We start from the raw sequence: 13,228 nt of genomic DNA on the forward strand, positions 1-13,228 counted from the left end.
CTCACATATGAGATGCCCCCGGGAGCGACGTGCCGGACAGTTCACGATGAACCGCCAGATGCGGTGGTGTGCGGTCAGCCTTCCGCTTGTGCACGAAAGCCTCCCGCGCCTGCCGGAACCCCGACCTGTCGTCGAACATGTCCCGGCTCATCTCCGCCAGCTCCTCCACCCGGTAGGCCTCCAGCGGCCTGCGCCGCTCGTCGGCATCCCTGGCCGCCTGTTTGGCCGCCAGCAACCGTCCATACCCGGGATCGGCCGCGAGTCTCTCCGCGTACTCCAGCACCGCCCGCTCGAACGCCTGCCGCGACCCCGCCACCGCCCGGTCGGCCAGCCCCAGCTCCACCGCCTCCCGCGCCCCGATCGGCAACGCCTCACCCGTCAGCCGCGCCGCCTCCCGCGCACCCACCCGCCGCACCAGCGTGTACGTCCACAACTCGCTGCCGAACAACCCCATCGTCCGGTAATGCGGATTGAGCACCACCCCCTCACGCACGATCACCCGGTCGGCGCCCAGCCCCATCATCACCCCGCCCGCGCCCGCGTTGCCGCCCACCGACGTCACCACCAGCTGACCCGTGCACCACACCAGCTCACGGCACACCTGGTTGATCGCGTTGATGTTCGTCCACGCCTCCAGCTCCGGATGCGGCGCCGCCTCGATCACGTTCAGATGGATGCCGTTGGAGAACACCTCACCACCACGCAGCACCAGCACCCGCGTGTCCTGCGCCGCCGCGTACCGCAGCGCCGCGGCCAGCCGCCGGCACTGGTCGGTCGACATCGCCCCGTTGTAGAAGTCGAAGCTCACCACCCCGACCCCGTCGCCCCGGTCATAGGTGATCTCGCTGTAGCCCGGACGCTCCTGCGCCTCCGCCACCCGCTCACCCAGCACCGACACTGCCGGCAGCTTGACCGCGCCCGCCTCATCCGCGCGCAGATGCCCCACCCACACCGACCCGTCGCCGGTGTGCACGAGCACCGCCCCCTCACGCCGGCCCGCGACCGTCCCCGGAGTCCCCGCCAGCGCCGGACCCGGATACACGTCGAACACCCGCACCCGCATCCCGCACAGCTCCGCCAGGCCGCCCGGCGACCCGTCGGCCGCCCGCACCCGCCGCACCACCTCCGCCGTCGGCTCCGCCCACGACACCTCCCGGTCCGCCCGCCGCATCGCCGGCCGCAGCCTGCCGACCACCTCCGGCCGCGCGTAGTCCAGCGGCTCCGGCACGAACGCCGGGTCACCCGCCTTCGCCGCCACCTCCAGCACCAGCTCCACCGCCGCGTCCGCCACCGGCCCGTTGTACAGCGCCGACTTGCGCGGCGGCCCCGCCGGCACCGGGAACATCCGGTACGCCCAGATCGGGCCCGCGTCCATCTCCTCGACCGCCTGCAACGCCGTCACACCCCACTCGGCGGCCCCCTCGAGGATCGCCCAGTCCAGCGACGACGGCCCCCGGTCCCCGGGCGGACCCGGATGGATGATGACCGTGCGCTGCCCCCGCCACAGCTCGGCCGGCACCTTCTCCTTCAGGAACGGGCAGATCACCAGATCCGGCTTGGCCAGCTGGACGGCCTCCAGCATCACCTCCGGCGACAACGCCAGCTCCACGCTGACGTCATGACCGGCCCGGCGCAGCTCCAGCCAGGCACGCTGGGTCAGGCCGTTGAACGAGGAGCACAGCAGCAGGATGCGCAAGGGGGGATCCTCCGGACGATGTCGTTTTAAGGCGGCCCCATATGGGACGTTCGTGCATCGATGCTGACATGGTCCGGCAAGCAATGATGACAAATCCCAGCAGAACACCACAGCGGGGGAGGTGGTTTCTCTCCATATGTCGGGATTTTTCTTCGGTTGGAGGCCCAACCCCCACCCACCCCCGCCGACCGAAACCCCCCACCCTCCGTCCCACACCCCGCACACACCGCCGCCGGGGGAGAGGACAAGCCACCGCCAGGATCACCCGCCCCCGGCCACCCCCGCCCGCGACCGCGACACCACCCACACCACCACCACGGCCGCCACCACCGTCAGCACACCCGACACCACCGGCACCACCGCCGCGTCATACCCCGGCACGTACGCCGCCGTCACGTTCAACATCGCGTGCATCAACACCGCCGCCGACACCCCACCCGTCACCGCACGCAACCCCACCATGACCACCCGAGCCGCCACCGTCCCCACGAACCAACCCCCGACCCACACCGCACCATGCCCCGCCTGCACCAACGGCAGCAGATGCCACACCCCCCAGAACACCCCGAGAACCACCCCCGCACCCACCACCCCGAACCGCCCCCGCAACGGATCGGCCGCATACCCCGTCCACCCCACCTCCTCGAACGCCGCCGCCACCACCGACGCCCCGAACACCAACGGCAACACCACCAGCGACGTCGCCAACCCCACCGGCGCCGCACCCGCCAGCACCACCCCGGCCCCCACCACGACCGGCAACGCCACCGCCACCGCATACCACCGAGCCCGCCCCGCCGGCCGATCCACCACCCCCGCCAGCAACGCCACGACCCCCGCCCGCCCCGCATCCCGCCACACCAGCACCACCGCCGCCACCAGCGGCACCACGAACATCGCCGCACTCGCCGGCATGTCGACCGCCCCCACCCGCACCGTGGGGGACAGCGCCCCCACCACGTAGAACGGCACCGACAGCACAGCGACCAGCACCAGGAACAACCCCGGCCGACCCACCACGGCCCACCACCCCCGCACCCGTTGAGACACGATATCCCAAGTACCATAAACTACGAGAGTGACCCCACAACCACCGCAAACCGGCCCAACCCGACGCCGCACCCGCCTCACCGACGAAGAAACCGCCCGCCGCATGCTCGACACCGCCACCCACACCGTCGAACACACCGGCCTCACCGTCAGCCTCGACCACCTCAGCCTCGAACAGATCATCCGAGACGCCGGCGTCGCCCGCAGCGCCGTCTACCGCCGCTGGCCCTACAAAGACCTCTTCTTCAGCGACCTCCTCCGCGAACTCGCCAAAGCCACCAACCCCACCACCACCGCCACCGACCCCACCGCCACCCGGACAGCCACCCACACCCTCCTCGCCTCACTCACCTGGGCCCGCAACCCCCACCAACGCCGCGCCCTGGCCGCCGAAGCACTCCGCACCGGCGCACTCGGCGAATACGACCTCTTCCACCGCTCACCCGCCTGGCGCACCTACCTCGCCCTGCAAGCCACCTTCCGCAGCCTCCCCGACGGCGACCTCCGCACCGACGTCCAGCAAGCCCTCACCGAGGCCGAACACACCATGATCACCGGCCTCGCCACCACCTACACCCGCATGACCCGGCTCCTCGGCCTGCGCCCACACCCCGGCATCACGTACGAGACCATCGCCCGCCTCGCCGTCGCCACCCTGCGCGGACTCATCCTCATGACCCCCGCCAACCCCGAACTCACCACCCACCGATTCCCCGCCAACCCCTTCGGCGCCCCCGAACCCGCCGAATGGACCGAACCCGCGCTCGCGATCGCCACCGTCGTGGTCGGCCTCCTCGAACCCGACCCCGACCTCACCTGGACCGACGAACACGAACGCGCGGCCGAGCACGCCCTCCGCACGGGGCAATGGCGGGAAACCTGACAGCGACGCCAGGCCGACGAGGGCGGGCACCGCAGTGGTCACACCCGCCGAGGGGGGAGTGGGCAGACGCCCACCCGTGGCGCACGGACGCGCGAGGGGAGGGGGCTCACGCCCATTCAGCAGGCGGTCGGACCCTCGTGGCGGTCGGCCCCTGCGGGACCGGCTCCCTGGAGTGATCAAGCCGGCATCGAGAGGGGAGCGCGCGTGTAAGGAGGCCGCGCGCCGCGTCGGAGCGTGCGGAGGCGGCGTGCGGAGGCGGCGGAACGACTGACTGGTCATACCAAACAGAATCCAGCTTCTGTCTGGTATGGCCTATTTTGTCGGATTAGAGCCGGTTGACGAAGCGGGTGGCGGCGCGGTGGCTCATGCCCGTCTCGCCGCGTACGAGGAACACCGCCTCCTGGATCTGGCCCATCGTCTTCATCTCGCGGGCCTGCTCGACCAGGTCGGGGTTGGGGGCTGGGCGGTTGCGGGGGCGGCGGGTCAGGCGCGCGGCGAGGATGATCAGGTAGATGATCACGATCGTGACGACCGCGGTGATCGCGACGAGACCGCCGGTGGAGATCGCCAGGCTGGGCATGATTCGATCGTACGCGGTCGGTCGTGCGGCACGAAGGGTGTGGGGGTGCGCCGGGGGCTCTGGCGGCGGGCTTCTGGGGTTTGTCTGGTTGCTTGATAATGGACATTATGTCAAGTAGGCGTTGTTGGCGGCTCGTGGGGGCTCTCCCCTGCCGGTTTCGGTTAGGGGTTTGGGTTCGCCGGATTGGCGGGTGTGAGATGCGTTACGTGGTGGGGTGGGTGCGGGGCGGGAGGTGGGGTGGGGCGGCGGGGGTGGTGGTGTGCGGGTGTTGTGGCTGGTGGAGTGGTGGTTTGGGGTGCTTCTCCCCCGGTGGTGCGGTTGGGTGGCGGGGTGGGGTGGGTGGTTGACAGTTGGGGTGACTTCTCGTTGATTGGCTGCCGCTGGGTTGATGTGGCGTTTAGGGTGGTCTTCTGCTATCGCGCCGCGAGAGGAGCAGCACGTGGGGAACGAGTCTGTGTTATGTCCGGTGTGTCAGGGGGTTGTTCCGGCTTCGGGGCGGGATGCGTACACGCCGCTGCGGGGGCGGCTGATTCTGACGAATGGGTATTGCGGGGGTGACTGCGCCGATCGGCGTGGGGTTGATCGGGAGCGGACGCAGCAGGTGGCGCGTCCGGTTGCGGCGCCGGGTCCGGTTCAGGGGCAGGTGCAGGGTCATCCGCAGGGGCAGGCGTATGGGTTTGGGCAGGAGCCGGTGCAGGCTCCGTTGTATGCGCCGGCTCAGGTGCCGGTTGCGGTGGGTCCGGGGGTTCGCCGCTAGGTTTTCGCGGTTGCGGCCAGGCTGTCACGGTGTGACGGGCTGGCCGTTTTCCGTTTTCAGGGGGTGTAGGGGCGGGTGGCGGTGACGGCTGTGGTGGGCAGGGGGCCGTAGAGGTGGGGGTAGCCGTTCTCGGTGCGGATGTCGAGGCCGGTGGGGTCGATGTCGAGGATGACGAGGTCGGTGTCGGGGATGTGGTGGTAGTAGGTGTCGTGGACGGTGCGGAGTTGGGTGTGGTCGCGGCTGCAGTGGATGTAGCCCTCTTGGGCGAGGGTGCGGCCGAGGGTGGAGATGAGGTACTCCCCCGTGGTCTGGGCGTGGGTCCAGTCGGTGCGCAGGGCGAGGTGGTGGATGGTGGGGTGGGTGGTCATGGTGTCCATTCGGTTTCGAGGATGGCGTAGATCATTTCTGAGACCCATTCGCCTTTGACGTGTTCGTTGTCGATGAGGTGGGCTTCCTGGCGCATGCCGAGTTTCTGCAGGACGCGGGCGGAGGCGGTGTTGCGGGCGTCGAGGCGGCCGACGATGCGGTGGAGGCCGAGGTGGTCGAAGCCGAGGCGGAGCATTTCGCGGGCGGCTTCGGCGGCGTAGGCGTGGCCGTGGTGGTCGGGGTGGAGGATGTAGCCGATTTCGCCTTGGCGGTGGGTGCGGCTGGTCCAGATGAGCAGGGTGTTGCCGATGAGGGCGCCGGTGTCGTTGCGGGTGATGGCGACGTCGAGGGCGTCGCCTTCGTCGTGGAGCTGGGTGCGGGTGATTTTCTTGTCGAGGTGTTCGCGGACGGTGTCGCGGTCGCGGGGGGTCCAGTAGAGGTAGCGGGCGACGTCGGGGCGGGATTCGTAGGCGTGGAGGGCGTCGAGGTCGTCGGTGGTGAAGGGGCGCAGGGTGAGGCGGGGGGTGGTGACGGGGTAGCGGGGTTTGAGCACGGGGGCAGTGTAGTGGCTTGCTCTGGGAGTCGAATGCGTGTTCCACTTGGGTGGTGGGTTGGGATGCGCTGCCGTTGGTGGAGGCCGCTGACGATCGTCCGCTGATCGAGCGGCGGGCGGTGCTGCGTGGTGGTTTCTATGAGATGCAGGCTCGTTCGGTGATCGAGCGGGTGCCGGTGTGGGCGGGGGTCTCCGAGGGGTGGGGGGTGTCGCCGTATCGGGGGTGTGCGCACGCGTGTGTGGGGTGCGGGGCGCGGTCGGGGCATGGCCGGTTGGGGTTGGACGCGGGTCGTGATTTCGAGACGCGGGTGGTGGTGCGGCCGAATGTGGTGGTGCGGTTGCGGGCGGAGCTGGCTCGGTGGGGTGGTGAGCCGGTGGCGGTGGGGGTGAGTGGTGATGTGTATCAGGTGGCGGAGCGGACGTATCGGTTGATGCCGGGGGTGGTGGCGGCGTTGGCGGAGGCGGGGGTGCCGTTCACGGTGTATACGAAGAGTCCGCTGGTGTTGCGTGATGCGGGGGTGCTGGCGGAGGCGGGGGCTTCGGTGGCGGTGTCGATCGCGTTCGTGGATGAGCGGATCCGGCGTGGGGTGGAGCCGGGGGCGGTGGGGGCGCAGGCGCGGTTGGAGCTGGTGTCGGCGTTGGTGGAGGCGGGGGTGGCGTGCCGGGTGCGGATGGGGCCGGTGTTGCCGTTGTTGAGTGATGCGGCGGATCAGTTGGGGGCGACGGTGCGGCGGATCGCGGCGGCGGGTGCGGTGGCGGTGGAGCCGGTGGTGTTGCGGCTGCCGCCGGGGACGCGGGAGTGGTATTTGGAGTGGCTGGGGGGTGCTCATCCGGAGTTGGTGGGCCGGTATGAGGAGTTGTATGACCGGTCGGGGTTGCCTTCGGCTGGTTATGAGGAGCGGATCGTGGGGCAGATCGGGCAGTTGTGCCGGGCGTATGGTCTGGCGTGTGGTGCGGGGGTGGCGGAGCGGCGTGAGCCGCGGTTCGGGCAGTTGGCGTTGGTGTGATCCCTCGTTGGGTGTCAGGGGGCTTCTCCCCCGTGCCGCTGGCACTGTAGATGCGTGAAGGGCCGCACCTGGGTGCAGGTGCGGCCCTTACGTGTGTGGTGGTCAGGCGTCGTTCTTGAGGGCGCTGCCCTTCTTCCATTGGGTGAAGGACATCTGCCAGTAGCCCCAGCCGTTGTTCCATTCGAGTTGGCGGTCGGTGCCGGTGATGTCGACGATGTCGCCGCGCTGGAAGGTGTCGTAGAACCATTTGGCCTGGTCGGGGCGGGCGTTGATGCAGCCGTGGCTGACGTTGCGGCGGCCTTGGGCCCAGGTGTTGTTCTTGGCGTGGACGTATTCGCCGCTGTTGGAGATGCGGACGGCGTGGTCGATCATGACGTCGTAGTAGCCGGGGTCGCCCTTTTTGCGTCCTGGGGAGATCATGCGGACGGGGTGGGCGCGTTCCATGGTGAGGTGGATGCCGGAGGTGGTGGTGTATTCGCGGGTGGTGGCCATGCCGGCGCTGATGGCCATGGTCTTGACGCGTTTGCCGTCCTTGTAGACGTACATCATGTGCTTGTCGACGTTGATCTTGCTGATGACCTTGGCGCCGATCTTCATGCTGTAGTCGTAGTCCTTCATGCCGTAGAGGCCCTTGCCGGCTTTGACGCCGGTGAGGTCGGCGGAGAAGGTGACTTTCTGGTGGGCGGTCCAGTATTTGGCGGGGCGGTAGATGGCGACGGTGTCGTCGATCCAGCGCCAGGCGCCCTTGTGGGGTTCTTCGGATTCGACGTGGAGGTTGCGTTCGACGGCGGCCTTGTTGGTGACGGCCTGGTTGAAGGTGACCCGGATGGGCATGCCGACGCCTACGGTTTCGCCCTTGACGTTGGGGGTGACGTCGGCGATCTGCAGGATGCGTTCGGGTTTGAGTGTGGTGAAGGTGCCGTCGGCGGTGGTGGCTCCGGCGCGGGCGGTGACGGTGTAGCTGCTGGAGGGTTTGAGGGGGGTGGTGGAGATCCAGCGGGTCTTGTCGCTGTTGTATTTGCCCTCGAGCTGTTCGCCCTTCGCCTCGACGATGACGTCGTCGAGGGTGCCGCCGGCGGCGGTGACGATGACCTTCTTGGCGGGGTCGACCTTGGCGCCGCCGTCGGCGGGGCTGATCTGGATGGTGGGGGGTTGGGTGGTGGCGGAGGTGGTCGCCTCGGAGGCGGAGGGGCCGTTGGCCGTTCCTCCGCCGGAGCATGAGGCGGTCAAGGCTGCCGTGGTGGCCATGGCCACTCCTGCGGCGGTCTTTCTCCAGCCGGTTGCGACGTTCACTCCGTACCTCTCCCCCACTTGCTCATCTGCGCACTAAAAAACCTTAATGCTCCTGCATGTAAGACGCGGATGAGTTTGGGAGAGTTCGGTCACATTTCGATCACTTCTGGGGGTGTCGCCGCTGGTCAAGACGGGTCAGGACGGCCGGAAAGCGGGCCCGACAGGCGGTGGGTGAGGCCGGTGTGCCGGCGGCCCGCTCCCCTGGTGCGCACGGCCTGGGCCAGGGCGCGGCGGGAGCCGACGATGACGACGAGCTTCTTGGCGCGGGTGATGGCGGTGTAGAGGAGGTTGCGCTGCAGCATCATCCAGGCGCTGGTGGCCAGCGGGATGACGACGGCGGGGTATTCGCTGCCCTGGGAGCGGTGGATGGAGACGGCGTAGGCGTGGGCGAGCTCGTCGAGCTCGTCGAAGGCGTAGTCGACGTGTTCGTCCTCGTCGGTCAGGACGGTCAGGGCGCTGTCGTCGGGGCGGATGTCGGTGACGATGCCGACGGTGCCGTTGAAGACGCCGGCGGCGCCCTTGTCGTAGTTGTTGCGCAGCTGGGTGACCTTGTCGCCGACGCGGAAGACGCGGCCGCCGTAGCGGCGTTCGGGCATGCCTTCGCGGGCGGGGGTGAGGGCTTCCTGCAGGGCGGTGTTGAGGGCGGCGGCTCCGGCGGCGCCGCGGTGCATGGGGGCCAGGACCTGGATGTCGCGGCGGGGGTCGAGGCGGAAGCGGCGCGGGATGCGGCGGGCGACGACGTCGACGGTGAGGGCGGCGATCTCCTCGCCTTCCTCGCAGGGGAACAGGAAGAAGTCGGTCATGCCGGCGAGCTGGGGGTGGTGGCCGGTGTTGACGCGGTGGGCGTTGACGACGACGCCGGACTCCTGGGCCTGGCGGAAGATCTGGGTGAGGCGGACGCGCGGGATGTCGGGGGCGGCCAGGAGGTCTTTGAGCACCTCGCCGGCGCCGACGGAGGGGAGCTGGTCGACGTCGCCGACGAACAGCAGGTGGGCGCCGGGGGCGACGGCCTTGACGAGTTTGTTGGCCAGGAGCAGGTCGAGCATGGAGGCTTCGTCGACGACGACGAGGTCGGCGTCGAGGGGGTTGTCGCGGTCGAAGGTGGCTTCGCCGCCGGGGCGCAGCTGGAGCAGGCGGTGGACGGTGGTGGCCTGGTGGCCGGTGAGTTCGGCCAGGCGTTTGGCGGCGCGGCCGGTGGGGGCGGCGAGGATGACCTTGGCGTGTTTGGCGCGGGCCAGGGTGACGATGGAGCGGACGGTGAAGCTCTTGCCGCAGCCAGGGCCGCCGGTCAGGACGGCGACCTTGTGGGTGAGGGCGAGGCGGACGGCCTGGCGTTGCTCGGGGGCGAGGTCGGCGCCGGTGCGCTCGCGCAGCCAGGCTTCGGCGGCGTTCCAGTCGACGTCGGTGAAGCTCTTGAGCCGGTCGTGGCCGTTGCGCAGGAGGGTGAGCAGGTTGCCGGCGAGGGAGAGTTCGGCGCGGTGGAAGGGCGGCAGGTAGACGGCGGGCACGACGTTGTCGCCGGCGGGGACGGGTTCGCGGACGGCGCCTTCGGCGGTGACGAGGTCGTCGAGGCAGGTGGTGACCAGGGGCGCGGGCACGTCGAGGATCTTGACGGCGTCGGCGGCGAGGTTGGGGGCGGGCAGGTAGCAGTGGCCGTCGTCGGCGGCCTGGGACAGGGTGTAGCGCAGGCCGGCTTTGACGCGTTCGGGGCTGTCGTGGGGGATGCCGACGGCCTGGGCGATGGTGTCGGCGGTCTTGAAGCCGATCCCCCACACGTCGTCGGCGAGCCGGTAGGGGTGGGTGCGGACGACGTCGACGGATTTGTCGCCGTACTGCTTGAAGATGCGGACGGCGATGGAGGTGGAGACGCCGACGCCCTGCAGGAAGATCATCACTTCTTTGATGATTTTCTGTTCTTCCCAGGCGGCGGCGATGAGTTTGGTGCGTTTGGGGCCGAGGCCGGGGACTTCGGTGAGGCGGCCGGGGTCGTTCTCGATGATGTCGAGGGTGGCGGTGCCGAAGTGGTCGGTGATGCGTTCGGCCATCTTGGGGCCGATGCCCTTGATGAGGCCGGAGCCGAGGTAGCGGCGGATGCCCTGCACGGTGGCGGGGAGCACGGTGGTGTAGGACCACACCTCGAACTGGCGGCCGTAGCGGGGGTGTGAGGTCCAGCGGCCGGTCAGGCGCAGGGATTCGCCGACCTGGGCGCCGAGCAGGGGGCCGACGACGGTGAGGAGGTCGGCGCCGGTACGGGCGGTGGCGACCCGGGCGATGGTGTAGCCGGTCTCCTCGTTGGCGTAGGTGATGCGTTCGAGGACGGCCTCCAGCACGGCGCCGGCGGGTCGTTCCTCGGTCATGGCCAGCATTCTGCCGTACGGGCGGGGCGGCGGTGATCGCGGCGTGACGTTGGTCACGGTGGGCGGTGGGGGCGTCACAGGGGCGGGGCGGGCGGCGTCTTGTGTGCAGGCGAGGTCAGGAGGTTTCATCATGCGTTCGCCCGTACGTTCGGGGGCCAGGCGGGGGTCGTTCCAGTTCTCGCACTGGTCGTTCATGTTCGCGCAGATCGCGATCTGGTCGTTCGCGGTGCTGGTGGTGACGGGGGCCGTGCTGATGCTGTTCTACGAGCCCGGCATGGCGCGGGTGCGTTATGACGGCCCGTACGGGCCGCTGCGGGGGCTGTGGGTCAGCGAGGCGTTCGATTCGACCATGCGGCTTTCGCTGGAGGTGCGCGGGGGGCTGCTGGTGCGGCAGGCGCATCACTGGGCCGCGCTGGTGTTCGTGGCGGCGGTGGCGTTGCAGCTGCTGCGGATGTTCCTGACGGGGGCGTTCCGGCGGCCGCGCACGGGTCAGTGGCTGATCTGGGTGACGCTGCTGGCGCTGGGCATGGCCGCGGGCGAGACCGGCAACGCGCTGCCGGACGACGGGCTGTCGGGCGGGAGCCTGTGGCTGATCGTGTCGGTGGTGCAGTCGATCCCGCTGGTGGGGACGTGGGTGGCGGGGCTGCTGTTCGGGGCGGGGTTCCCGGGTGATCAGATCATTCCGGTCATGTACGGCGGGCATCTTGGGGTCTCGGCCGTGATGGCGGGGCTGCTGGTCTGGCGGGAGCTGCTGGTGCGGCGGCGGGGGCATTCGCGGTTCGTCGCGTCGCTGCCGGTGCGGCGCGGTGCCCGGCCGATGATGGCGGCGGCGACGGCCGGCATGCTGATCATTTTGGGGTACGGGGTGCAGATCGCTCCGGTGTGGCTGTACGGGCCGGCCAGTCCGACGCAGATCTCGGCCGGTTCGGTGCCGGACTGGTACATGGGGTTCCTCGACGGGGCGTTGCGGATCATGCCGGCGTGGGAGCTGACGCTGGGCGGTTACACGCTGAGCTTGGCGGTGCTGGTGCCGACGCTGGTGGTGCCGGGGGTGTTCTTCACGGTGCTGGCGGCCTATCCGGTGGCCGAGCGGTTCGTGCTGGCGCGGCGGGGGCGGCGTGACGGGCTGGGGCGGCCCAAGAGCGCGAGCCGGATGGCGCGGGAGCGGGCCGTGGGTGACGTGCTGGACCGGCCGAGGGACACGCCGGTGAAGACGGCGCTGGCGGTGGCCGGGATCACGTTCTACGGGCTGCTGTGGGCGGCGGCGGCCAACGACCAGCTCGCCCACCAGTTCCACCTGTCCCTGGAGGCGGTGACGATCTTCTTCAGGTGCGCGGTGGTGGCGGGGCCGGTGGTCGCGTTCGTGGTGACGCGGTGGATCTGCCTGGGGTTGCGTCAGGCGGAGGCTCATGGGGTGGAGAGCGGGGTCATCGTGCGCTCCCCCGGTGGCGGGTTCCACGAGCGGCCGATGCCGGAGCGGCCGGGGCGGGAGGCGATCGGCGCCGGACGCCACGGCTAGGCCGGCTGGTGGGTCACGGGCTGGTGGTCACAGGGCGTAGGCGTACTGGTCGGGCCAGGCCGGGCGGGCGCCCAGCTCGCGGGCGGCCCGGTGCGGCCAGTACGGGTCGCGCAGCAGTTCGCGGCCGAGCAGGACGGCGTCGGCGTGGCCGGAGGTGAGGATGTCCTCGGCCTGCCGCGGGTCGGTGATCTTGCCGACGGCGGCGACGGGCATGCCGGTCTCGGCGCGCACTCGGGCGGCGAAGGGCACCTGGTAGCCGGGCGTGGAGACGATGCGGGCGCGGGGCGCGTTGCCGCCGCTGGAGGTGTCGAGCAGGTCGATGCCGTGGGCGTGCAGTTCCTTGGCCAGCCGTACGGTGTCGTCGGCGGTCCAGCCGTCGCGCTCGTCGGCGGGGTTCTCGGTGAGCCAGTCGGTGGCCGAGACGCGGAACAGGACGGGCAGGTCGTCGGGCCAGACGGCGCGGACGGCGTCGGCGATCTGCAGGGCGAGGCGGATGCGGTTGGCGAAGGAGCCGCCGTAGGCGTCGGTGCGGTGGTTGCTGTGCGGGGAGAGGAATGCGCCGATCAGGTAGCCGTGGGCGCCGTGGATCTCGGCGACGCGGAAGCCGGCGCGCAGGGCGCGTCCGGCGGCGGCGGCGAAGTCGGCGACGACGCGCTGGATCTCCTCGGTGGTGAGCTCGTGCGGGACGGGGTGGCCGTCGTCGAAGGCCAGCGGGCTGGGGCCGATGACGGGCCAGCCGCCGTCGGCGGGGGCGACGGGGCCGCCGCCGTGCCAGGGGCGGTCGGTGGAGGCTTTGCGGCCGGCGTGGCCGAGCTGGATGCCGGGGACGGCGCCGTGCAGGGTGAGCAGGTGGCTGATGTGGGCGAAGGCCCGCTCCTGGCGGTCGTTCCACAGGCCGAGGTCCCAGGGGGTGATGCGGCCTTCGGCGCAGACGGCGGTGGCCTCGGTGAGGATGAGGCCGGCGCCGCCGGCGGCGCGGGCGGCCAGGTGGGAGTAGTGCCAGTCGTGCGGCACGCCCGTGTCGGGGCCGTCGGGGGCGGCGGAGTACATGCACATCGGCGACATCCAGGCGCGGTTGGGGATCGTCAGTGAGCGCAGGGTGATCGGGTCGAACAGCACGGGGGGCACCTCTCCCGGGAGGACGGCTTGTACGTCAATCATCGTACT

General features: G+C 70.2%; 11 protein-coding genes. 3 read left to right on the forward strand and 8 right to left on the reverse strand.

Annotation, left to right across the window (positions count from 1 at the left end; all coding sequences use genetic code 11):
• Position 1 precedes the first annotated feature (1 nt).
• Together ACWDXC_RS15395 and ACWDXC_RS15400 are read right to left on the reverse strand one after the other, a co-directional pair.
• A complete protein-coding gene (locus ACWDXC_RS15395; RefSeq protein WP_449981882.1) occupies positions 2 to 1,696 on the reverse strand; it encodes an enoyl-CoA hydratase-related protein in 1,695 nt (564 codons plus the stop codon).
• Between the two features lie 261 nt (positions 1,697 to 1,957).
• Entirely contained in the window at positions 1,958 to 2,689 is a 732-nt protein-coding gene (locus ACWDXC_RS15400; protein ID WP_449982049.1) for a CPBP family intramembrane glutamic endopeptidase, read from the reverse strand.
• 160 nt (positions 2,690 to 2,849) lie between these two features.
• On the opposite strand from ACWDXC_RS15400, the gene ACWDXC_RS15405 reads away from it, so the two are divergent.
• Positions 2,850 to 3,629 carry a TetR/AcrR family transcriptional regulator gene (locus ACWDXC_RS15405; protein WP_449981884.1) on the forward strand — a complete coding sequence of 260 codons (780 nt, stop codon included), beginning with the start codon at positions 2,850 to 2,852 and terminating at the stop codon, positions 3,627 to 3,629.
• A 325-nt stretch (positions 3,630 to 3,954) separates the two neighbouring features.
• Here ACWDXC_RS15405 and ACWDXC_RS15410 read toward each other — a convergent pair whose 3' ends face one another.
• From ACWDXC_RS15410 to ACWDXC_RS15420, 3 genes are all read right to left on the reverse strand, one after another.
• Positions 3,955 to 4,209, reverse strand: a complete 255-nt coding sequence (locus ACWDXC_RS15410; protein WP_449981886.1) for a hypothetical protein — start codon at positions 4,207 to 4,209, stop codon at positions 3,955 to 3,957.
• An 813-nt stretch (positions 4,210 to 5,022) separates the two neighbouring features.
• Complete coding sequence (locus ACWDXC_RS15415) at positions 5,023 to 5,334, reverse strand: DUF952 domain-containing protein (protein ID WP_449981888.1); 312 nt, start codon at positions 5,332 to 5,334, stop codon at positions 5,023 to 5,025.
• A complete protein-coding gene (locus tag ACWDXC_RS15420) occupies positions 5,331 to 5,885 on the reverse strand; it encodes a GNAT family N-acetyltransferase (RefSeq protein ID WP_449981890.1) in 555 nt (184 codons plus the stop codon). Before ACWDXC_RS15420 ends, ACWDXC_RS15415 begins: the two co-directional genes overlap by 4 nt.
• Positions 5,886 to 5,902: 17 nt before the next feature.
• Between ACWDXC_RS15420 and ACWDXC_RS15425 the strand changes: the two genes are divergently transcribed.
• Positions 5,903 to 6,892 (forward strand): radical SAM protein, encoded by a 990-nt coding sequence (locus tag ACWDXC_RS15425; RefSeq protein ID WP_246646704.1) that lies wholly within the window; start codon positions 5,903 to 5,905, stop codon positions 6,890 to 6,892.
• A gap of 102 nt (positions 6,893 to 6,994) precedes the next feature.
• On the opposite strand, the gene ACWDXC_RS15430 is transcribed toward ACWDXC_RS15425, so the two are convergent.
• On the reverse strand, positions 6,995 to 8,140 hold the full coding sequence (locus ACWDXC_RS15430) for an Ig-like domain-containing protein (protein ID WP_449981892.1): 1,146 nt from the start codon (positions 8,138 to 8,140) through the stop codon (positions 6,995 to 6,997).
• 170 nt (positions 8,141 to 8,310) lie between these two features.
• Positions 8,311 to 10,542, reverse strand: a complete 2,232-nt coding sequence (gene recD2, locus ACWDXC_RS15435; RefSeq protein WP_449981894.1) for an SF1B family DNA helicase RecD2 — start codon at positions 10,540 to 10,542, stop codon at positions 8,311 to 8,313.
• Between the two features lie 130 nt (positions 10,543 to 10,672).
• On the opposite strand from recD2, the gene ACWDXC_RS15440 reads away from it, so the two are divergent.
• Positions 10,673 to 12,061, forward strand: coding sequence for a cytochrome b (locus ACWDXC_RS15440; RefSeq protein ID WP_449981896.1), 1,389 nt, complete (start codon positions 10,673 to 10,675; stop codon positions 12,059 to 12,061).
• Between the two features lie 27 nt (positions 12,062 to 12,088).
• Here ACWDXC_RS15440 and ACWDXC_RS15445 read toward each other — a convergent pair whose 3' ends face one another.
• On the reverse strand, positions 12,089 to 13,222 hold the full coding sequence (locus ACWDXC_RS15445; RefSeq protein ID WP_449981898.1) for an NADH:flavin oxidoreductase/NADH oxidase: 1,134 nt from the start codon (positions 13,220 to 13,222) through the stop codon (positions 12,089 to 12,091).
• Positions 13,223 to 13,228 lie beyond the last annotated feature (6 nt).

The organism is Nonomuraea sp. NPDC003214 (assembly GCF_053590035.1).

Excerpts from the sequence above, each read along its gene's own strand:
- ACWDXC_RS15405 (WP_449981884.1), top strand. The coding sequence starts at position 2,850 with ATGCTCGACACCGCCACCCACACCGTCGAACACACCGGCCTCACCGTC.
- ACWDXC_RS15410 (WP_449981886.1), bottom strand. The coding sequence starts at position 4,209 with ATGCCCAGCCTGGCGATCTCCACCGGCGGTCTCGTCGCGATCACCGCG.
- ACWDXC_RS15415 (WP_449981888.1), bottom strand. The coding sequence starts at position 5,334 with ATGACCACCCACCCCACCATCCACCACCTCGCCCTGCGCACCGACTGG.
- ACWDXC_RS15430 (WP_449981892.1), bottom strand. The coding sequence starts at position 8,140 with ATGGCCACCACGGCAGCCTTGACCGCCTCATGCTCCGGCGGAGGAACG.
- recD2 (WP_449981894.1), bottom strand. The coding sequence starts at position 10,542 with ATGACCGAGGAACGACCCGCCGGCGCCGTGCTGGAGGCCGTCCTCGAA.
- ACWDXC_RS15440 (WP_449981896.1), top strand. The coding sequence starts at position 10,673 with ATGCGTTCGCCCGTACGTTCGGGGGCCAGGCGGGGGTCGTTCCAGTTC.
- ACWDXC_RS15445 (WP_449981898.1), bottom strand. The coding sequence starts at position 13,222 with ATGATTGACGTACAAGCCGTCCTCCCGGGAGAGGTGCCCCCCGTGCTG.